Annotated in this window: 19 protein-coding genes; 15 read left to right on the top strand and 4 right to left on the bottom strand. The window is 64.1% G+C overall.

Annotation, left to right across the window (positions count from 1 at the left end; all coding sequences use genetic code 11):
* Positions 1-234 precede the first annotated feature (234 nt).
* Both BC1002_RS11100 and BC1002_RS11095 read left to right on the top strand, forming a co-directional pair.
* Entirely contained in the window at positions 235-1,158 is a 924-nt protein-coding gene (locus BC1002_RS11100) for a histone deacetylase family protein (protein ID WP_013090132.1), read from the top strand.
* A gap of 3 nt (positions 1,159-1,161) precedes the next feature.
* Complete coding sequence (locus tag BC1002_RS11095) at positions 1,162-1,971, top strand: enoyl-CoA hydratase (RefSeq protein ID WP_013090131.1); 810 nt, start codon at positions 1,162-1,164, stop codon at positions 1,969-1,971.
* A gap of 27 nt (positions 1,972-1,998) precedes the next feature.
* Here the strand turns inward: BC1002_RS11095 and BC1002_RS11090 are convergent, their stop codons facing one another.
* Complete coding sequence (locus tag BC1002_RS11090; protein ID WP_013090130.1) at positions 1,999-2,904, bottom strand: alpha/beta hydrolase; 906 nt, start codon at positions 2,902-2,904, stop codon at positions 1,999-2,001.
* A 239-nt stretch (positions 2,905-3,143) separates the two neighbouring features.
* Between BC1002_RS11090 and BC1002_RS11085 the strand changes: the two genes are divergently transcribed.
* The 6 genes from BC1002_RS11085 (at position 3,144) to BC1002_RS11055 (ending at position 9,503) form a co-directional block, all read left to right on the top strand.
* On the top strand, positions 3,144-4,178 hold the full coding sequence (locus BC1002_RS11085) for a methionine ABC transporter ATP-binding protein (protein ID WP_041734395.1): 1,035 nt from the start codon (positions 3,144-3,146) through the stop codon (positions 4,176-4,178).
* Positions 4,168-4,821, top strand: coding sequence for a methionine ABC transporter permease (locus BC1002_RS11080; protein ID WP_013090128.1), 654 nt, complete (start codon positions 4,168-4,170; stop codon positions 4,819-4,821). Before BC1002_RS11085 ends, BC1002_RS11080 begins: the two co-directional genes overlap by 11 nt.
* Before the next feature lie 48 nt (positions 4,822-4,869).
* A complete protein-coding gene (locus tag BC1002_RS11075) occupies positions 4,870-5,667 on the top strand; it encodes a MetQ/NlpA family ABC transporter substrate-binding protein (protein WP_013090127.1) in 798 nt (265 codons plus the stop codon).
* Positions 5,668-5,903: 236 nt separating this feature from the next.
* Complete coding sequence (locus tag BC1002_RS11065; RefSeq protein WP_013090126.1) at positions 5,904-6,653, top strand: electron transfer flavoprotein subunit beta/FixA family protein; 750 nt, start codon at positions 5,904-5,906, stop codon at positions 6,651-6,653.
* A gap of 13 nt (positions 6,654-6,666) precedes the next feature.
* The gene (locus BC1002_RS11060; protein WP_013090125.1) at positions 6,667-7,614 is read left to right on the top strand and encodes an electron transfer flavoprotein subunit alpha/FixB family protein; all 948 of its coding nucleotides are present in this window, start codon (positions 6,667-6,669) and stop codon (positions 7,612-7,614) included.
* 98 nt (positions 7,615-7,712) lie between these two features.
* A complete protein-coding gene (locus BC1002_RS11055) occupies positions 7,713-9,503 on the top strand; it encodes an acyl-CoA dehydrogenase (protein WP_013090124.1) in 1,791 nt (596 codons plus the stop codon).
* Between the two features lie 140 nt (positions 9,504-9,643).
* Here the strand turns inward: BC1002_RS11055 and BC1002_RS11050 are convergent, their stop codons facing one another.
* Positions 9,644-10,930, bottom strand: a complete 1,287-nt coding sequence (locus BC1002_RS11050; RefSeq protein ID WP_013090123.1) for a D-amino acid dehydrogenase — start codon at positions 10,928-10,930, stop codon at positions 9,644-9,646.
* Positions 10,931-11,110: 180 nt separating this feature from the next.
* Between BC1002_RS11050 and BC1002_RS11045 the strand changes: the two genes are divergently transcribed.
* Both BC1002_RS11045 and BC1002_RS11040 read left to right on the top strand, forming a co-directional pair.
* A complete protein-coding gene (locus tag BC1002_RS11045; RefSeq protein ID WP_013090122.1) occupies positions 11,111-11,599 on the top strand; it encodes an Lrp/AsnC ligand binding domain-containing protein in 489 nt (162 codons plus the stop codon).
* Between the two features lie 145 nt (positions 11,600-11,744).
* Positions 11,745-12,896 (top strand): PA0069 family radical SAM protein, encoded by a 1,152-nt coding sequence (locus BC1002_RS11040; protein ID WP_013090121.1) that lies wholly within the window; start codon positions 11,745-11,747, stop codon positions 12,894-12,896.
* 35 nt (positions 12,897-12,931) lie between these two features.
* On the opposite strand, the gene BC1002_RS11035 is transcribed toward BC1002_RS11040, so the two are convergent.
* Positions 12,932-13,399, bottom strand: coding sequence for an NINE protein (locus BC1002_RS11035; RefSeq protein ID WP_013090120.1), 468 nt, complete (start codon positions 13,397-13,399; stop codon positions 12,932-12,934).
* A gap of 197 nt (positions 13,400-13,596) precedes the next feature.
* Positions 13,597-14,781 carry a PQQ-dependent sugar dehydrogenase gene (locus BC1002_RS11030; RefSeq protein ID WP_013090119.1) on the bottom strand — a complete coding sequence of 395 codons (1,185 nt, stop codon included), beginning with the start codon at positions 14,779-14,781 and terminating at the stop codon, positions 13,597-13,599.
* A gap of 171 nt (positions 14,782-14,952) precedes the next feature.
* Between BC1002_RS11030 and rpsP the strand changes: the two genes are divergently transcribed.
* The 5 genes from rpsP to BC1002_RS11005 all read left to right on the top strand — a co-directional run bounded on the left by rpsP (position 14,953) and on the right by BC1002_RS11005 (position 18,250).
* On the top strand, positions 14,953-15,207 hold the full coding sequence (rpsP, locus tag BC1002_RS11025) for a 30S ribosomal protein S16 (protein ID WP_013090118.1): 255 nt from the start codon (positions 14,953-14,955) through the stop codon (positions 15,205-15,207).
* Positions 15,208-15,341: 134 nt separating this feature from the next.
* Positions 15,342-16,076, top strand: a complete 735-nt coding sequence (gene rimM, locus BC1002_RS11020) for a ribosome maturation factor RimM (RefSeq protein WP_013090117.1) — start codon at positions 15,342-15,344, stop codon at positions 16,074-16,076.
* Positions 16,077-16,101: 25 nt separating this feature from the next.
* Positions 16,102-16,869: a tRNA (guanosine(37)-N1)-methyltransferase TrmD gene (gene trmD, locus BC1002_RS11015; protein WP_013090116.1), complete on the top strand. Its 768-nt coding sequence runs from the start codon at positions 16,102-16,104 to the stop codon at positions 16,867-16,869.
* Positions 16,870-17,017: 148 nt separating this feature from the next.
* Positions 17,018-17,404: a 50S ribosomal protein L19 gene (gene rplS / locus BC1002_RS11010; protein WP_013090115.1), complete on the top strand. Its 387-nt coding sequence runs from the start codon at positions 17,018-17,020 to the stop codon at positions 17,402-17,404.
* Positions 17,405-17,491: 87 nt separating this feature from the next.
* Positions 17,492-18,250 carry an NUDIX hydrolase gene (locus BC1002_RS11005; protein ID WP_013090114.1) on the top strand — a complete coding sequence of 253 codons (759 nt, stop codon included), beginning with the start codon at positions 17,492-17,494 and terminating at the stop codon, positions 18,248-18,250.
* Positions 18,251-18,272 lie beyond the last annotated feature (22 nt).

Genomic DNA, 18,272 nt, shown 5'->3' with positions numbered 1-18,272 from the left:
GAGCGCGATGCGTGAAAGGCTGGAAGCAGTCGGAAAGCGGCAGGAACGAAACGGCGAATAACGGGTCGGGGAAGTATACCCGACGGCTCCCGCAAAACCGTGCTGAATCGGCGACAGCGGCGTCGTGTGGTAACTTGACGAATATGGGCGCGCGGGGGCGCGCGCCCCTCGACGGAGACACGTCGCGCGCGCAGTTCATGCGCCGCGCCGTAGAAGAGACGCACAACACGAACTATGGCAACAGGTTTCTATTCCCACCCCGACTGTCTGCTGCACGACATGGGCCAGTGGCATCCCGAGTGTCCCGCGCGTCTGCAGGCGATCGAGGATCAGCTGATCGCGAGCCGCATCGACGCGCTGATCGAGCGCGAGTCGGCGCCGCTCGTCGACGAGGCCGCGCTGCTGCGCGTGCACACGCAGGCGCACGTCGACTACATCCGCGGCCGCTCGCCGGTCGAGGGCGTCGCCGAAATCGATCCCGACACGACGATGAATCCGCACACGTTGCGGGCCGCGTTGCGCGCGGCGGGCGCGGCCGTCGCCGCCACCGACGCGGTGATCGAAGGCCGCTACGACAACGCGTTCTGCAGCGTGCGGCCGCCCGGCCATCACGCGGAGCCGGCGCGCGCGATGGGCTTCTGCTTCTTCAACAACGTCGCGATCGCCGCGCGCCACGCGCTCGACGTGCATGGTCTCGCACGGGTCGCCATCGTCGACTTCGACGTGCATCACGGCAACGGTACCGAGGCCGCGTTCGCCGGCGACCCGCGCGTGCTGATGTGCAGCATCTTTCAGCACCCGTTCTATCCGTTCACGGGCGCCGACAACCAGGCGTCCAACATGTGCAACGTGCCGATGCCGGCACGCTCGAACGGCATGGCCGTGCGCGAAGCGGTCGATATGCTGTGGTTGCCGCGCCTGCACGAGTTCAGGCCGGAGATGCTGTTTATCTCGGCCGGCTTCGACGCGCATCGCGAGGACGACCTCGGCAACATGGGTCTCGTCGAAGACGATTACGCGTGGATTACCGACCAGGTGCGCGAGATCGCGCGGCGCTACGCGCGCGGGCGCATCGTCAGTTGTCTCGAGGGCGGCTACAACCTGTCGGCGCTCGGGCGCAGCGTGGTCGCGCACGTGCGGTCGCTGGCGGAGATTTGAGCCATGAACGTCAACCCCGTCAATACCGGCGACGCGTCGCTGGTCACCATCGAACACGACGCGTATGACGTACCGGGCGTCGTGCGCGTAACGATGAACCGGCCCGATGCATTCAACGCGCTGTCCGAAGCGCTGCTCGACGAACTGCAACAGACGTTGACCGACATCGCGAAGACCGATGCCCGCGTGGTCGTGATCGCCGGCGCAGGCCGCGCATTCTGCGCGGGCCACGACCTGAAGGAAATGCGCGCGGCGCCGTCGCTCGAGTACTACCAGCAGCTATTCGCGCGCTGCACGAAGCTGATGCTGACGATCCAGCGCATGCCGCAGCCGGTGATCGCGCGCGTGCACGGCATCGCGACCGCGGCCGGCTGCCAGCTCGTCGCAATGTGCGATCTCGCGGTCGCCGCCGAGACCGCGCGCTTCGCCGTGTCGGGCGTGAACCTCGGATTGTTCTGCGCGACACCATCGGTGCCTCTGTCGCGCAACCTGTCGCGCAAGTCCGCGCTTGAAATGCTGCTGACCGGCGACTTCATCGACGCCGCCGAAGCGCGCAAGCAGGGGCTCGTTAACCGCGTCGCCCCAGCCGACGCGCTCGACGACGAAGTCGCGCGGCTCGCCGGGAGCATCTGCGCGAAGCCGGTCGAAGCGGTCAGCGCGGGCAAGGGCCTGTTTTACCGGCAACTCGAAATGGGTATCGAAGCCGCGTACCAGCTCGCGGGGCAGACGATGGCCTGCAACATGATGGACGACTCGGCGCTCGAAGGCGTGCAGGCTTTTATCGACAAACGCGCGCCGGCGTGGAAGCGGTAGTCGACGGCTACCAGGCGCCGCATCTTCTCAACTCCGTCCCACCGACCGTCTTTCAATCCAGTCGACCAACGCCGCGATCACCCGGTCGCGGTCGAGGTCGTTCATCGTCTCGTGATAGCTGCCCTCATGCAGCGTAAGAGTCTTGTCAGGCGAGCCCGCTTGCTCGCCGAACGCGCGGCTGCCGTCGGGCTCGGTCAGTTTGTCGTCGGTGCCATGAAACACGAGCAGCGGCATGCGCAGCCCCGCGCGACCACGTTCAATCCGCGCCATCGCAAGCAGCAGCTCGGCGCCCGTTCGCGCCGGAATCGCGTCGTGATGCACGAGCGGATCGTTGAGGTTGGCTTTGACCACCGGCTGAAGGCGCGACAGCAGCGTAGGGTCGATCTTCATCGCCGGGAAGCCCGGATAGACGCGGCTGATCAGCTGGCTTAGCGCGAGCATCCACTTCGGCACGTCGCGGCCCGGCGCAAGCGCGGGACTCGACAGGATCAGACCACTCAGGCGCCGCCCGTTCGAGCCGAGACGTTCGATCGCGTACAGCGCGGCCACCGCGCCACCCATGCTGTGACCCATCAAGAAGAGCGGCGCGCAGCTTTGCGCGGCGGCATCGAGCAGCGCCTGCGCATCGAGCAGGTAGTCGTCGAAGCGTTTCACATAGACCCGCCTGCCGGGCGCGTGCCCGTGTCCGCGCAGATCGATCGCGACGAGTTCGATGCCCGCCGCGTTGAGCCGGTCCGCGACGGCCGCGTAACGGCCGGCGTGCTCGGCGAGGCCGTGCAGCAGCGCGACCGTCGCGCGTATCGGCCCGTTCGGCTGCCAGCGATACAGCGGCAACTCGATGCCATCGCCGGTCGTGACCGACGCGCGCTGCGGCGCGTCTTTCTTAAGACTGCCGGCGCTCGCGCGCACGGTGTGGCTCGGGGAAGTCTGCATGGCGGCAGCCTGTACGGAGGGGGTGGCCCGATCATAGTCGCAGCGGCGCGACGCGCGCGAGGGTTTGTGCATAAAGGCGCGGCTCTAATGCCCTCAGGTTATGAAAAGATCGGAATTGATTATTAAAGGGTATGTCGCCGCTGCGGTAGAATGGCGACCTCAAATCCCAATAAAAGAAACGGCGGCCGCTTGTCGGGAGCACGATGCTCGCCGGCAGCCTCCGCCGTTTTCGTTTGTCCATGATCGAAATACGCAATGTTTCCCAGCGGTTCGCCGGACCCCGGGGCTGGGTCGAAGCGCTGCACAACGTCAATCTGACGATTCCGGCGGGCGAGGTGTTCGGCATCATCGGCCGCAGCGGCGCGGGCAAGAGCACGCTCGTGCGCACGATCAACCTGCTGACGCGCCCATCCGAGGGCAACATCCTCGTCAACGGCCGCGATCTGACGACGCTGCCCGCCGCGCAACTGCGCGACGCGCGTCGCGAGATCGGCATGATCTTCCAGCACTTCAATCTGTTGTCGTCGCGCACCGTGTATGAGAACGTCGCGCTGCCGCTCGAACTGGCCCGCATGAAGCGCGACGAAATCGAGGCCAACGTGCTGCCGCTGCTCGAGCTCGTCGGACTGTCGGCGCAGAAGGACCGCTATCCGGCGCAGATCAGCGGCGGGCAGAAGCAGCGCGTGGGCATTGCGCGGGCGCTTGCGAGCAAGCCGAAGGTGCTGCTGTCGGACGAGGCGACTTCCGCGCTCGACCCCGAAACCACGCGCGCCATTCTTGATCTGCTGAAGCGCATCAACCGCGAACTGAACCTGACGGTCGTGCTGATCACGCACCAGATGGACGTGATCAAGCAGGTCTGCGATCGCGTCGCTGTGCTCGACGCGGGCCGCGTTGTCGAAGAAGGCAAGGTGATCGACGTGTTCCTGCAGCCGCACCACGAAGTCACGCGCGCGCTGATCGGCGACGTGATTGCGCAGGAACTGCCGCCCGCCATGAAGGCGCGCGTCGCGCAGCGCCTGAAGACCGGCAGCGGCCATCTGTTGCGCCTCGCGTTCACCGGTTCCGGCGTCGATCAACCGATCCTGTCGGAGACGATTCGCCGCTACGAACTCGACTTCAACATCCTGCACGGCCAGATCGACGAGATCCAGGGGCAGGCGTTCGGCTCGCTCGCGGTCCTGGCGGGCGGTGATCCGACCAAGGTCGCGCAGGCGATCACGTTTCTGCGCGAGCAGGGTGTTGTAGTGGAGGAGCTCTCGCATGTTGAGTGAAATGTTCGATATGTTCGTCCAGTCGTTCTGGGAGACGCTCATCATGGTGGGCATCTCCGGGCTGATTGGCGCCGTGGTTGGCGTGCCGCTCGGCGTGCTGCTGTATCTGACCGACCGTCAGGGCGTGCTCGAAAACGTCGCGGTGAATCGCGTGATGGGCGTGATCGTCAATGCGGTGCGCTCCACACCTTTCATCATCCTGCTGGTCGCGGTGATTCCGTTTACGCGGCTCGTCGTCGGCTCGTCGATCGGCACCGCGGCCGCCATCGTGCCGCTGACGATCGCCGCCGCGCCGTTTATCGCGCGCCTGGTCGAGACGGCGCTGCGCGAGGTCGATCGCGGGCTCATCGAGGCGGCCCAGGCGATGGGCGCGACCGCCAGTCAGATCGTGTTCAAGGTGCTGTTGCCGGAATCGCTGCCGGGCGTAGTCGCCGGCTTGACGATCACTTTCGTGTCGCTGGTCGGCTATTCGGCGATGGCGGGCGCGATCGGCGGCGGTGGTCTTGGCGACCTCGGCATCCGCTACGGCTATCAGCGCTTCCTGCCGGAAGTGATGCTCGCGGTCGTGCTGATCCTGATCGTGTTCGTGCAGCTGGTGCAGTCGTTTGGGGATTGGCTCGTGCGTCGTTTGAGCCATAAATAAACAAGGGCGTTCGGAAGCCCGCTAATAGAGATTCGGAAAAGGTCCATCATGCAACGTCGCTTCATTCTCAAGCTGGCCGCCGCGCTGGGCGCGGCAACGCTCTTCGCCACCACCGCGGCGCATGCCGACGACACGATCAAGGTCGGCGTCACCGGCGGCCCGCACGCGCAGATCATGGATGTCGTGAAGTCGGTCGCCGCGAAGAACGGCCTGAACATCAAGATCGTCGAATTCTCCGATTACGTGCAGCCGAACGCTGCGCTCGCGAGCGGCGATCTGGACGCGAACAGCTACCAGCACGACCCGTACTTGCAGGCGCAGGTGAAGGACCGTGGCTACAAACTGATCCGTATCGCCGATACAGTCACGTACCCGATGGGCATCTACTCGAAGAAGGTGAAGTCGCTCGCCGAACTGCAGCCGGGCGCGAAGATCGCCGTGCCGAACGATCCGACCAACGGCGGCCGCGCGCTTCTGCTATTGCAGAAGCAGGGCTTGCTGAAGCTGCGCGCCGATGCCGGCCTGAAGGCGACGCCGCTCGACATCGTCGACAATCCGAAGAAGCTGAAGATCGTCGAGCTGGACGCGGCGCAGATTCCGCGTTCGCTGGGCGACGTCGATGCCGCCGCGATCAACACCAACTTCGCGATGGAAGCGGGCCTCAAGCCGAAGCAGGACGCCATCGCGATCGAGGACCCGAAGGGTCCGTACGTGAACGTCATCGCGATCCGCGAAGCGGACAAGAACAAGCCGTGGGTCGCTAAGCTCGTCGCGGCGTACCACTCGCCGGAAGTGAAGCAGTTCGTCGACGGCAAATTCGGCGGCGCGGTGATCACCTCCTGGTGATGCAATGGTCCACGGACCTCGCAGAACACGACGGCGATGCGAAATTAGAGGTCGGATTCGGAACCCGGGGTTGTCTCCCGGGTTTTTTAGAGATTAAAATAGAACGATCGTTCGATATTGCCGTCACGCCGCGGAGGAGCGATATCCTCCCGCAGAGCGCCCGCGACACGGCTGCCATCAGGGCAGTCGCTATAATGTTCGTCGGGTTGACGTATTCGTAACTTTGGAGCGTGTGCATGAAAATTCTGGTGCCAGTGAAAAGAGTGGTCGACTACAACGTGAAGGTCCGCGTGAAATCGGACGGCACGGGCGTCGATATTGCGAACGTGAAAATGTCGATGAATCCGTTCGACGAAATCGCGGTTGAAGAGGCCGTGCGTCTGAAGGAAGCGGGTGTGGCGACCGAAGTGATCGCCGTGTCGGCCGGTGTGACGCAGTCGCAGGAAACGCTGCGCACCGCGCTCGCGATCGGTGCGGATCGCGCGATCCTGATCGAATCGAACGAAGAGCTGCAGCCGCTCGCAGTCGCGAAGCTGCTCAAGGCGCTGGTCGACAAGGAGCAACCGCAGCTGGTGATCCTCGGCAAGCAGGCCATCGACGACGACTCCAATCAGACCGGCCAGATGCTCGCCGCGCTGGCGAACCTGCCGCAGGCGACGTTCGCGTCGAAGGTGATTGTCGCGGACGGCAAGGCGACGGTGTCGCGTGAAGTGGATGGCGGCGCCGAAACGCTGTCGCTGACGCTGCCGGCCGTGGTGACGACCGATCTGCGCCTGAACGAGCCGCGTTACGTGACGCTGCCGAACATCATGAAGGCGAAGAAAAAGCCGCTGGAAACGATCAAGCCCGAAGATCTCGGTGTAGACGTCACGCCGCGTCTGAAGACGCTGAAAGTCGCCGAGCCTCCGAAGCGTTCCGCCGGTGTGAAGGTGCCGGACGTGAAGACGCTGGTCGAGAAGCTGAAGACCGAAGCCAAGGTGCTGTGAGGAGACGCAAGAAATGACGAATCTGGTAATTGCAGAACACGATAACGCGTCGATCAAGGCCGCGACGCTGAACACGATCGCAGCGGCACAGAAGATCGGCGGTGACATTCACGTGCTGGTCGCGGGTCACAACGCGCAGGCCGCGGCCGATGCGGCAGCGAAGATCGCCGGCGTCGCCAAGGTACTGCTGGCCGACGCGCCGCAACTCGAAGCGGGTCTCGCGGAAAACGTCGAAGCGACGGTGCTGACGCTTGTGCAAGATGCGGCGAAGAACTACACGCACATCCTCGCGCCGGCTACCGCGTACGGCAAGAACGTCGCGCCGCGTATCGCCGCGAAGCTCGACGTCGCGCAGATCAGCGACATCACGGCAGTGGATAGCGCCGACACGTTCGAGCGTCCGATCTATGCGGGCAACGCGATCGCGACGGTTCAATCGCAAGATGCGATCAAGGTCATCACGGTACGTTCGACCGGCTTCGACGCCGTCGCAGCCGAAGGCGGCAGCGCAGCGATCGAAAAGATCGAAGCCGCAGCCGACGCCGGCATCTCGCAGTTCGTGAGCCGCGAAGTGACGAAGCTCGATCGTCCGGAATTGACGAGCGCGAAGATCATCGTGTCGGGCGGCCGAGGTCTGGGCAATGGCGAGAACTACACGAAGGTTCTGGAACCACTGGCCGACAAACTCGGCGCGGCACTCGGCGCATCGCGCGCGGCCGTCGACGCGGGCTTCGTGCCGAACGACTACCAGGTCGGCCAGACCGGCAAGATCGTCGCGCCGCAACTGTACGTCGCGGTCGGCATCTCGGGTGCGATCCAGCACCTCGCCGGCATGAAGGACTCGAAGGTCATCGTCGCGATCAACAAGGACGAAGAAGCGCCGATCTTTAGCGTCGCCGATTACGGCCTCGTTGGCGATCTGTTCACCCTCGTGCCGGAACTCGTGAAGGAACTCGGCTAAGCGCCGCGGCGGCTGAAAAAGGCCGCCGAAAGCAAGCGAAGGGCGCAGGACCGACCAAGTCCCGCGCCCTTTTTTCATATCAAGGGAGGAGAACCGAAATGAGCTATACGGCGCCCATCAAGGACATGCTGTTCGTGATGAAAGAACTGGCCGGACTCGAAGACATCGCGAAGCTGCCCGGCTTCGAAGACGCGAACCTCGACACGGCGCGGGCCGTGCTCGAAGAGTCGGCGAAACTATGTGGCGAAGTGCTCGCGCCGCTGAACGTCGACGGCGATCGCAACCCGAGCAGTTGGAAGGATGGCGTCGTCACCGCGACGCCCGGTTTTAGCGACGCGTTCCGCCAGTTCGCCGCGGGCGGCTGGCAGGGCGTGCAGCATCCGCTCGACTATGAAGGGCAGGGGCTGCCGAAGCTGATCGGGACGCCATGCGTCGAAATGCTCAACGCGTCGAATCTGTCGTTCGCGTTGTGTCCTTTGCTGACCGACGGCGCGATCGAAGCACTATTGACTGCCGGCAGCGAAGCGCAGAAACAGACCTTCGTGCCGAAGCTGATCTCAGGCGAATGGACCGGCACGATGAACCTGACCGAGCCGCAGGCGGGCTCCGATCTCGCGCTGGTACGCACCCGCGCCGAGCCGCAGGGCGACGGTTCGTTCAAGCTGTTCGGCACGAAGATTTTCATTACGTGGGGCGAGCACGACATGGCGAAGAACATCGTGCATCTCGTTCTTGCGCGCACGCCTGACGCGCCCGATGGTGTGAAGGGCATTTCGCTGTTCCTCGTGCCGAAGTTTCTCGTCAACGAGGACGGCTCGCTCGGCGAGCGCAACGACGTGCATTGCGTGTCGATCGAGCACAAGCTCGGCATCAAGGCGAGCCCGACAGCGGTGCTGCAGTTCGGGGATCACGGCGGCGCCCTCGGCCAGCTGATCGGCGAGGAGAATCGCGGCCTCGAATACATGTTCATCATGATGAACGCCGCGCGTTTCGCGGTCGGCATGCAAGGGGTCGCGATCTCGGATCGCGCGTATCAGAAGGCGGTCGCGTATGCGAAGGAGCGCGTGCAGAGCCGTCCGGTGGATGGCTCCGCGAAGCAGTCGGTCGCGATCATCCAGCACCCGGACGTGCGCCGCATGCTGTCGACGATGCGCAGCCTGACCGAGGCGTCGCGCGCGCTTGCGTATGTCGCGGCCGCGCACTGCGATATCGCGCATCGTCATCCGGACGACGCTACGCGCGCGAAGCATCAGGCGATCTACGAATACCTGGTGCCGATCGTGAAGGGCTGGAGCACGGAACTGTCGATCGACGTGACGAGCCTGGGTGTACAGGTGCATGGCGGCATGGGCTTCATCGAGGAAACCGGCGCCGCGCAGTACTACCGCGACGCGCGCATTCTGCCGATCTACGAAGGTACGACCGCGATCCAGGCCAACGACCTGATCGGTCGCAAGACGCTGCGCGACGGCGGCAAGGTCGCGAAGGAACTGTTGGCTGGCATCGCCGAAACGGTTGCAGCGCTCGGCGCGCAGCAGGGCGCGGCGTTCGCGTCGATGCGCACACAGCTCGCGCAGGGGCAGCGTGCGCTTGGCGCGGTCGTCGATTTCGTTGTCGCGAATGCGAAGAGCGATCCGAATGCGGTGTTCGCGGGCAGCGTCCCCTATCTGAAGCTCGCGGGCATCGTGTTGGGTGGCTGGCAGATGGCGCGTGCGCAGCTCGCCGCGGCGGCGAGGCGCGACGAGGACCCCGCGTTTCATGACGCGAAGATTGCAACTGCACGGTTTTACGCCGAGCATGTGCTGCCACAGGCGGCCGCGCTCGAAGTGTCGATCGTTAGCGCGAAGGGTGGAGAGGGCGTGCTGGCTCTGTCGGAAGACCAGTTCTGAGCATGCGTTGATGCCTGCCGCGATTGCGGCGGTACATTGAAAAGCAAACGGCGCCTCGCGAGGCGCCGTTTGTTTTTACTGCTGCTGTTTGTCGAGGTCTGTGCTTGTGGCCAAGGCCACGTCGCCGCACGCACTCGAACTCACGCATACGCCGGCCGATGTTCGCCCGCGGTCTCGCCGAGATAGCGATGCACCGACAGATCGTCCGCGCGAATCGCCGGCTGCTTGCCCGACATCAGGTCGGCAAGCAGTTGGCCCGAGCCGCACGACATCGTCCAGCCGAGCGTGCCGTGGCCGGTGTTCAGGAACAGGTTCGGCACCGGCGTGCGACCGACGATCGGCGTGCTGTCCGGCGTCATCGGCCGCAGACCGGTCCAGAACGTCGCCTTCGACGTGTCGCCGCCACCCGGGAACAGGTCGTTCACCGAAAGCTCGAGCGTCTTGCGGCGCGCCTCGCGCAGTGACTTGTCGAAGCCGACGACCTCAGCCATGCCGCCGACGCGAATCCGGTCATCGAAGCGCGTGATCGCGATCTTGTAGGTCTCGTCGAGCACGGTCGATACCGGCGCCGCAGTCGCGTCGACGATCGGCGCGGTGATCGAATAGCCCTTCAGCGGATAGACCGGAATCTTCACCATGCCATCGAGGAAGCGCGTCGAGTACGAGCCGAGCGCGACCACGAACGAGTCCGCGCGCACGAGTTCGCCGCCGCACTGCACGCCGGCGATCCGGCCACCGGCCATCGCGAGCGCGTCGATCGGCGTGTTGTAGCGGAACTTGACGCCCAACTGCTCGGCGAGCGCCGCGAGGCGCGTCGTGAACATCTGGCAGTCGCCGGTTTCGTCGCCGGGCAGGCGCAGGCCGCCGGTGAGCTTGTGCGACACCGCCGCGAGCGCCGGTTCGGCCTTGCCGAGCTGGTCAGCGGTCAGCAGTTCGTACGGCACGTTGGCTTCCTCCAGCACGGCGATGTCTTTCGCGGCGCCGTCGAACTGCTGCTGCGTGCGAAATACCTGCAGCGTGCCGCCGGTGCGGCCTTCGTACTGGATGCCGGTGTCGGCGCGCAGCGCCTGCAGGCAGTCGCGGCTGTATTCGGCGAGCCGCACCATGCGGCCCTTGTTCACCGCATAGCGGGGCGCCGTGCAGTTCTGCAGCATCTGCCACATCCATTGCAGCTGGAACGCGGTGCCGTCGAGGCGGATCGCGAGCGGCGCGTGTTTCTGGAACATCCACTTGACGGCCTTCAGCGGCACGCCCGGCGCGGCCCACGGCGACGCGTAGCCCGGCGAGATCTGGCCCGCATTGGCGAAACTGGTTTCGAGCGCCGGGCCGGCCTCGCGATCGATGACGGTCACTTCGTGACCGGCGCGCGCGAGGTAATACGCGCTCGTCACACCGACGACGCCACTGCCCAAAACGACGACTCGCATAGCTGCTCCGGATATCCAAGAATTGAGTGAGGGCAAGGCGCGCGTCGCTGGATTCGATCTGATTCGATTCAACGCGCTGCAACGTGAGGTGAAATGCCGGCCGCCCAGTGTTAACCGCTATACTATTAACAGTGAAGCAGGTTTTGTTATCGTATTTTCATCATTTTCAGCAAAAACACTATGCGTACCCAGCGCCATCCCGTGCGGGCTCTCGATAAGCTCGATCACAAGATCCTGCGGCTCCTGCAGCAAGACGGCCGTATGGCGATGAAGGACCTGGCGGAACGGGTCGGTTTGTCGGTGACGCCATGCATCGAGCGCGTCAAGCGGATGGAGCGCGACGGCGTGATCACCGGCTACTACGCACGGGTGAACCCGGCCGAGCTGGGCGCGGCGCTGCTGGTGTTCGTCGAGATCACGCTCGACCACAAGAGCGGCAACATGTTCGACCAGTTCCGGCGCGAGGTGCAGAAGATTCCCGAGGTGCTCGAGTGCCACCTCGTGTCGGGCGATTTCGACTATCTGATCAAGGCGCGCATCGGCGAAATGGCCGACTACCGCAAGTTGCTCGGAGACATCCTGCTGCAGTTGCCGGGGGCGGTGCAGTCGAAGAGCTATGTGGTGATGGAGGAAATCAAGGAGACGCTGACCATCGCGGTGACCGACTAAGTGCCTTGATCGCTGACGAGGCTCATCACGCTCTCGCGGGCAACGAAGTGCTCGACAAACGGCGTAAACACTGTATATTTATACAGGTATTTTGCGCCGTTTTCCTTTGGCGCTTCCTGTTTGCGTTTGCTTTGCGTGGCCCGCCGTGGACGACCCCGACACCCCTGACATTCCCGAATTTCCGATCGCGCCGCCGGCGCCTCGCAAGGGGCGCGGTGCAGTCACGAATCTGCAAGGCCGCTACGAAGTCGACCAGCGCGAGGCCGTCGACGACGGCTGGCAGGCGGCCGACGAAGACAGCGAGCCGAAGGTTTTGCGCACGCAGGTGTTCGAGGAACGCGCGAAAACTATCCTCACACGCAACGCGTCGCCGGACATTCCGTTCAATGTGTCGCTGAATCCGTATCGCGGTTGCGAGCACGGTTGCATCTATTGCTTCGCGCGGCCCACGCACAGCTATTTGGGGTTGTCACCGGGGCTCGATTTCGAAAGCCGCATCTACGCGAAGATCAACGCGCCCGAACTGCTCGAGCGGGAACTGTCGAAGAAATCCTATGTGCCCGAGCCGATCGCGCTCGGTGTCGCGACCGACGCATGGCAGCCGGCCGAACGCGACTTGCGACTTACACGTCGGGTGATCGAAGTGCTCAGCGAGCGCAATCACCCGTTCGCGGCGATCACCAAATCGTCGCTGATCGAGCGCGACATCGACCTGCTCGCGCCGATGGCGGAGCGCGGGCAATTCATGGCGGCGATCACCATCACCACGCTGGACGCCGACATCGCCCGCACGCTCGAACCGCGCGCGGCCACGCCGTCGCGTCGGCTGCGCACGATCCGAACGCTCAGTGAGGCGGGCATACCGGTCGGCGTCAGCATCGCGCCGGTGATCCCTTTCGTCACCGAGCCGGACATGGAGCGCGTGCTCGACGCGTGCGCGGAAGCGGGCGCCAGCAACGCGAGCTATATCGTGTTGCGGTTGCCGTGGGAGGTCGCACCGCTGTTCAAGGATTGGCTGAGCGCACATTTCCCGGATCGGGCCGAGCGGGTGATGAACCGTGTGCACGATATGCGGGGCGGCAAGGATTACGACTCGTCGTTCTCGACCCGCATGAAGGGAGAGGGCTTATGGGCGGATCTGCTGAGGCAGCGCTTTCACAAGGCCGTGCGCCGGTTAGGGCTGAGCGGGCGCGACCGCGGCATTCTCGACATGTCGCAGTTTCGCCGGATCGAGTCGCTGCGCGCCGAGCAGCCAAGCGCACCGGCGCGCGACAATCCGCAACTTAGGCTTTTCTAGCGCGAGGGAATGCTTGCTGGTCCCGCTACGGGGCGTTACTGCGAAATCGCTTTGGCCGCCTCAACCTGACTTTCGAAGTAGGTCTGAAACGCAAGCGCGAGACCGGTCATCAGTAGAAACGCACCGATCAGCAGCGAAAAGATCACGACGAAAATCACCGTCCAGCCTGAGCGGCTTTTGCGTTGCGTGTGGGCGTTGAATTGCGCATCCCATTTCTCATCCGGACGCAGCCCGTAGACGAGCGCGGCCAGAAACGCCGCGAACAACGAAACCGCGCCAATCGACGCGAGCGCCCAGCCTGGGACCGACCCGCGCTCGGTCGCGATCAGCAGCATCACGCCGGGAATGCCGATCAGCGTGCCGAGCAAATGGGCCCAACCGAAGATGTCCCGCATGCCATACAGATAGAAGCGATGGGCGCCGAGGCTGCCGAACAGGAACGCCAACGCGGCGGTGAGCGTTTTGGATCTGAAGCGCGGGGAGGTCGAGGCAACGGTGGACATGAACGGGTGGGCAGAGTGACAGGCGGTCGAAAGGAGCGGCGCGCCGCAGGGCGCGGACCGACGCGCATTCTACGCCTGCGGCGGGCGGGCGGTCACGTTGGGGGCGGGCGCCCGCGGTGAAAGCGGGCGGCGGGATGCGCCACACCTGGCTGAAGATGAGTGCGGCCGGTCAGCCGGGACATCCGTGCATCCGCGCGCTACGGCGCCGAATATGTGACGCGATAGATCGCGCCGGCGGTATCGTCGCTGATCAGCAGCGAACCGTCCGGAAGCGGCAGCACGTCGGCGGGACGGCCCCAGACCGATTCGCCGGGTTGCAGCCAGCCTTCGGCAAAGACTTGCTGGCGCGCGTGGCTGCCGTCAGGGTCGGTGATCACGCGCACGACGCGGTAGCCGACCTTCTTGCTGCGGTTCCACGAGCCGTGCTCGGCGATGAAGATGTTGTTGCGGTAGTCGGCTGGAAACATCGGGCCGTCGTAGAAGCGCATGCCAAGCGCCGCCACGTGCGCGCCAAGCTTGACCACGGGCGGCGTGAATTCGCTGCACGGATGATCTTTGCCGAACTGCGGGTCGGGCGTGTCGCCGCCATGACAGTACGGAAAGCCGAAGTTCATGCCGACTTGTGGCGCGCGGCTGAGCTTGTCGCTCGGGATATCGTCGCCGAGCAGGTCGCGACCGTTGTCGGTGAACCACAGTTCGTGGGTGACCGGGTGCCATGCGAAGCCAACCGAATTTCGGATGCCGCGCGCGACGACCTCGTAGTGGCTACCGTCGGGGTCCATGCGGCCAATCAGCGCAAAGCGGTCCGGATCTCTCTGGCAAATGTTGCATGGCGCGCCTTGCGGCACGTACAGCTTGCCGTCCGGGCCGAACGCGACGAATTTCCAGCCGTGATGCGTGTCCGTCGGCAGCTTGTCGGTGACGACGACCGGTTTCGGCGGATCGTTCAGGTGCGAGTCGATCGCATCGAAGCGCACGATTTTCGACACGGCCGATACATACAGCGCGCCATCGCCCCACGCTACGCCGGTTGGCATCTGCAGACCGGACGCGATCACATGGCGGCCCGTCACGTGGCCGTTTCGCAGCTCCAGCGCATAGACGTGCCCATCCTCGCTGCCCACGTAGAGAATGCCCTTGGGCGACAACGTCATCGCGCGTGCGCTCGGCACGTCGTCCGACAACACCTCGATGTGAAAGCCCGGTGGCAGCTTGATTTTCTCGACGGGCAGCGCGGCGTTTACCGTCAACGCCTGCGCGGCCAGCAACGCGGCCGCTGCCACGCGGAGAATCCGGCGGCACGGAGTGCGGGAAAGTCCAGCAAAGCGCACGAAAAAGGAAAAAAAGGCGAATGGAAACGCGAGGTTCGGCTGGCGTAGCACACGCACTCCTTCAGGTATTTCGGGCGTTTGAGCGGGGTCGCGCACCTCTTGTAGAAGGCCGGTGCAGCCCGGTTGCTCAGTTTATCCCGGTAAGTGTTTGTTATGGCGTCGGTTTCCCGCTATAATCGCGTGTTTCAGTCGTTCCGAACCCCGGTTTTCAAGGATTCTAGTATGGTCATCATCCGCTTGGCTCGTGGCGGCTCCAAGAAGCGCCCGTTCTACAACATCGTCGCTACCGACTCGCGCAGCCGTCGCGACGGCCGCTTCATCGAGCGCGTCGGTTTCTACAACCCGGTCGCTACGAAGGGCGAGTCCCTGCGTATCGCTCAGGATCGCCTGACGTACTGGCAAGGTGTTGGCGCGCAACTGTCGCCGACCGTCGAGCGTCTCGTGAAGGAAGCGCAAAAGGCGCAGCCGGCTGCTTGATATGGCGGCCCGCAGGCGTATCGTCGTCGGCTCGGCCGGCGGCTCGCGCGACTCGCGTGAGCAGTCCGATGCGCAATTTGTTTTACTGAAGCAGACGCCAAAGCAGGCTGCGAAGTTGTTGTCGAGGTTATTCGATGTCTGAGCGTGATTCCGGCAGTTCTGGTAGCGCCAAGGCAGCTCCGCGCGCAAAGGCGTCTGGTCAGGCGTCGTTCGGTGCATTCGTCCGCAAGCCGGTCGAACGAACCGACGGCAAGGCGAAAGAGGCGCAGGCCAAGGTCGCGAACGCCGATTCCAAAGCTGCAGAAATGCGCATCGAAACGGCGGCAAGCTGGCCGGCCGATGCGGTCGAAGTCGGCGCAATCGTCGATGCGTATGGTCTCAAAGGCTGGGTCAAGGTGGCCGCGCATGCGGATGCCGGGCAGGGTGGCGACGCCTTGCTGAGCGCGAAGCGCTGGTGGCTGCTGAAAGGCCCGGAGCGCAAATCGGCGCCGTCCTTGCAGGCCAAAACGCATAGCGACAGCGTGGTCGCCCGTCTGGGTGGTGTCGCTGACCGCGATGTGGCGCTGGGTTTGCGCGGCTCTCGCGTGTACATCAGCCGTAGCGAATTTCCGGCGCTCGAAGCCGACGAATTCTACTGGGTCGATCTGATCGGCCTTGACGTGGTGAATCTTGCCGGGCTCAACCTTGGTAAGGTCGCCAGCATGGTCGACAACGGCGCGCAGTCGGTGCTGCGCATCGAATATCCGGCTACCGATAAAAACGGCAAGCCGGTCGCAGGCGAGCGTTTGATCCCGTTCGTCGGCGTCTTTGTCAAAACGGTGGACCAGGCGGCAAAGCAAATTGTCGTCGACTGGGAAGCTGACTATTGAAATCAATCGTTGAGTGGGGAGAGCGATGCAGTTCGATGTCGTGACGCTCTTTCCAGAAATGTTCCGCGCGCTGACCGACTGGGGTATCACTAGCCGGGCCGCGAAGCAGCAGCGTTATGGGTTGCGTACGTGGAATCCTCGCGATTTCACGACCGACAACTACCGCACGATCGACGATCGCCCGTACGGCGGAGGCCCCGGCATGGTCATGCTGGCCCGGCCGCTCGAAGACGCGATCGGTGCCGCGAAAGCGGCGCAGTCGGAGCAGGGCATCGGCGCGTCGCGCGTCGTGATGATGTCGCCGCAAGGCGCCACGCTGAATCACGAGCGCGTGATGAAGTTCGCGGCCGAACCCGGGCTGATCCTGTTGTGCGGGCGTTACGAAGCGATCGACCAACGTCTGCTCGACCGTGTCGTCGACGAGGAAGTCAGCCTTGGCGACTTCGTGCTGTCGGGCGGCGAGCTGCCCGCGATGGCGTTGATGGATGCGGTCGTGCGTCAGTTGCCTGGCGTGCTGAACGACTCGCAGTCGGCTGTGCAGGATAGCTTCGTCGACGCGCTGCTCGATTGTCCGCACTACACGCGCCCCGAGGAATACGAGGGTGTGCGGGTGCCCGATGTGCTGCTCGGCGGCCATCATGCGGAAATCGAAGCGTGGCGGCGGCGCGAAGCACTGCGCAACACGTTGAACAAACGGCCAGATCTGATCGTGAAGGCCAGAAAGAACAGAATGCTGAGCCGTGCCGACGAGGCGTGGCTCGCAAGTCTCGCGAAGGAAGAGCCGAAGGCCTGAGGCCCCGGTCTTTCGAGCGGACAAAAGGCGGTGCCGTACATGCGTGTGCGGCGCCAGATGTGAACCCATCCTCTATCGGGGCCGTAGCCCAACGCAGTAAGCGCGCGGGCAGGTACGAACGCCGACAAGATGGATCTAGGAGTCAGTGATGAATCTGATTGCAAAACTCGAGCAGGAAGAAATCGCGCGCGTTCTCGGCGAAAAGACCATTCCGGATTTTGGTCCGGGCGACACGGTCATCGTCAGCGTGAACGTGGTTGAAGGCACGCGTAAGCGTGTGCAGGCTTACGAAGGCGTCGTTATCGCCAAGCGTAACCGTGGTCTGAATTCGTCGTTCATCGTCCGCAAGATTTCGTCGGGCGAAGGCGTCGAGCGTACGTTCCAGACGTATTCGCCGCTGCTGGCAAGCATCGTCGTCAAGCGTCGCGGCGATGTGCGTCGTGCGAAGCTGTACTATCTGCGCGAGCGTTCGGGCAAGTCGGCTCGAATCAAGGAAAAGCTGGTCTCGAAGGACCGCGCTGCTTCCCAAGCGTAAATGCTGTAAGAAAAAGCACCCCTCGCGGGTGCTTTTTTGTTGGCCAGGTCAAAATAGCGGCATGTCCCCGCTCATCAGAGAGACCCGTTGATCCGCCCCGTCTTTGAGCCCGAAACTCTGCCTGTCATCGCGACGGGCGCCGATCTGCCACCGGTCACGGGCGAGCGTCTCACGCCCGATGCACTGCGGGCGCGCTTCGATCGGCAACTTGCCTGGACCCCCGAGAAAATTGCCGATGCGCCGTGGCGCAACGCGGACCTCGATCCACGCGTGGCTGCGGTGCTGGTGCCGCTCGTCGTGCGCGCGCGAGGCCTTACCGTGTTGCTCACGCAGCGCGCGGACCATCTGAGCGATCACGCCGGCCAGGTGAGTTTTCCCGGCGGCCGCCAGGAACCGTTCGACGCCGATGCGACCGCCACGGCGCTGCGCGAAGCGCGCGAAGAGGTGGGCCTCGACGCGTCGCGCGTCGAAGTTCTCGGCGCGTTGCCCGACTATCTGACTGGCACCGGCTTTCGCGTGTCGCCGATCATCGCTCTCGTGCACCCACCGTTCTCGCTGGAGATCGATCCGCTCGAAGTGGCCGAGGTTTTCGAAGTGCCGCTCGCGTTCCTGATGGACCCGTCCAACCACGAAGAGCGCCTGTTCCGCTACGAGGGCGGAGAGCGCCGCTTTTTCGCGATGCCGTATCCGCGTGGCGAATTGACGGTGGCTCCGGAAGCCGCCGAGCAGCGCGGCGAACCAGACACGCAGACGGTCACGCCAGCAGCCGTACAAAGTGGCCAACATTTCATTTGGGGCGCGACGGCCGCGATGCTGCGCAACCTGTATCGGTTCCTCGCCGCGTGAGTTACATGACTCGCGTCGCCGC

Origin of the sequence: Paraburkholderia atlantica (assembly GCF_000092885.1) — a bacterium.
Taxonomy (GTDB): domain Bacteria; phylum Pseudomonadota; class Gammaproteobacteria; order Burkholderiales; family Burkholderiaceae; genus Paraburkholderia; species Paraburkholderia atlantica.
This window is presented reverse-complemented; position numbering and strand designations above follow the sequence as displayed.

What these genes read in the sequence shown, in the direction of transcription:
- BC1002_RS11100 (WP_013090132.1), top strand. Translation starts at nt 235, where the DNA reads ATGGCAACAGGTTTCTATTCCCACCCCGACTGTCTGCTGCACGACATG.
- BC1002_RS11095 (WP_013090131.1), top strand. Translation starts at nt 1,162, where the DNA reads ATGAACGTCAACCCCGTCAATACCGGCGACGCGTCGCTGGTCACCATC.
- BC1002_RS11090 (WP_013090130.1), bottom strand. Translation starts at nt 2,904, where the DNA reads ATGCAGACTTCCCCGAGCCACACCGTGCGCGCGAGCGCCGGCAGTCTT.
- BC1002_RS11085 (WP_041734395.1), top strand. Translation starts at nt 3,144, where the DNA reads ATGATCGAAATACGCAATGTTTCCCAGCGGTTCGCCGGACCCCGGGGC.
- BC1002_RS11080 (WP_013090128.1), top strand. Translation starts at nt 4,168, where the DNA reads ATGTTGAGTGAAATGTTCGATATGTTCGTCCAGTCGTTCTGGGAGACG.
- BC1002_RS11075 (WP_013090127.1), top strand. Translation starts at nt 4,870, where the DNA reads ATGCAACGTCGCTTCATTCTCAAGCTGGCCGCCGCGCTGGGCGCGGCA.
- BC1002_RS11065 (WP_013090126.1), top strand. Translation starts at nt 5,904, where the DNA reads ATGAAAATTCTGGTGCCAGTGAAAAGAGTGGTCGACTACAACGTGAAG.
- BC1002_RS11060 (WP_013090125.1), top strand. Translation starts at nt 6,667, where the DNA reads ATGACGAATCTGGTAATTGCAGAACACGATAACGCGTCGATCAAGGCC.
- BC1002_RS11055 (WP_013090124.1), top strand. Translation starts at nt 7,713, where the DNA reads ATGAGCTATACGGCGCCCATCAAGGACATGCTGTTCGTGATGAAAGAA.
- BC1002_RS11050 (WP_013090123.1), bottom strand. Translation starts at nt 10,930, where the DNA reads ATGCGAGTCGTCGTTTTGGGCAGTGGCGTCGTCGGTGTGACGAGCGCG.
- BC1002_RS11045 (WP_013090122.1), top strand. Translation starts at nt 11,111, where the DNA reads ATGCGTACCCAGCGCCATCCCGTGCGGGCTCTCGATAAGCTCGATCAC.
- BC1002_RS11035 (WP_013090120.1), bottom strand. Translation starts at nt 13,399, where the DNA reads ATGTCCACCGTTGCCTCGACCTCCCCGCGCTTCAGATCCAAAACGCTC.
- rpsP (WP_013090118.1), top strand. Translation starts at nt 14,953, where the DNA reads ATGGTCATCATCCGCTTGGCTCGTGGCGGCTCCAAGAAGCGCCCGTTC.
- rimM (WP_013090117.1), top strand. Translation starts at nt 15,342, where the DNA reads ATGTCTGAGCGTGATTCCGGCAGTTCTGGTAGCGCCAAGGCAGCTCCG.
- trmD (WP_013090116.1), top strand. Translation starts at nt 16,102, where the DNA reads ATGCAGTTCGATGTCGTGACGCTCTTTCCAGAAATGTTCCGCGCGCTG.
- rplS (WP_013090115.1), top strand. Translation starts at nt 17,018, where the DNA reads ATGAATCTGATTGCAAAACTCGAGCAGGAAGAAATCGCGCGCGTTCTC.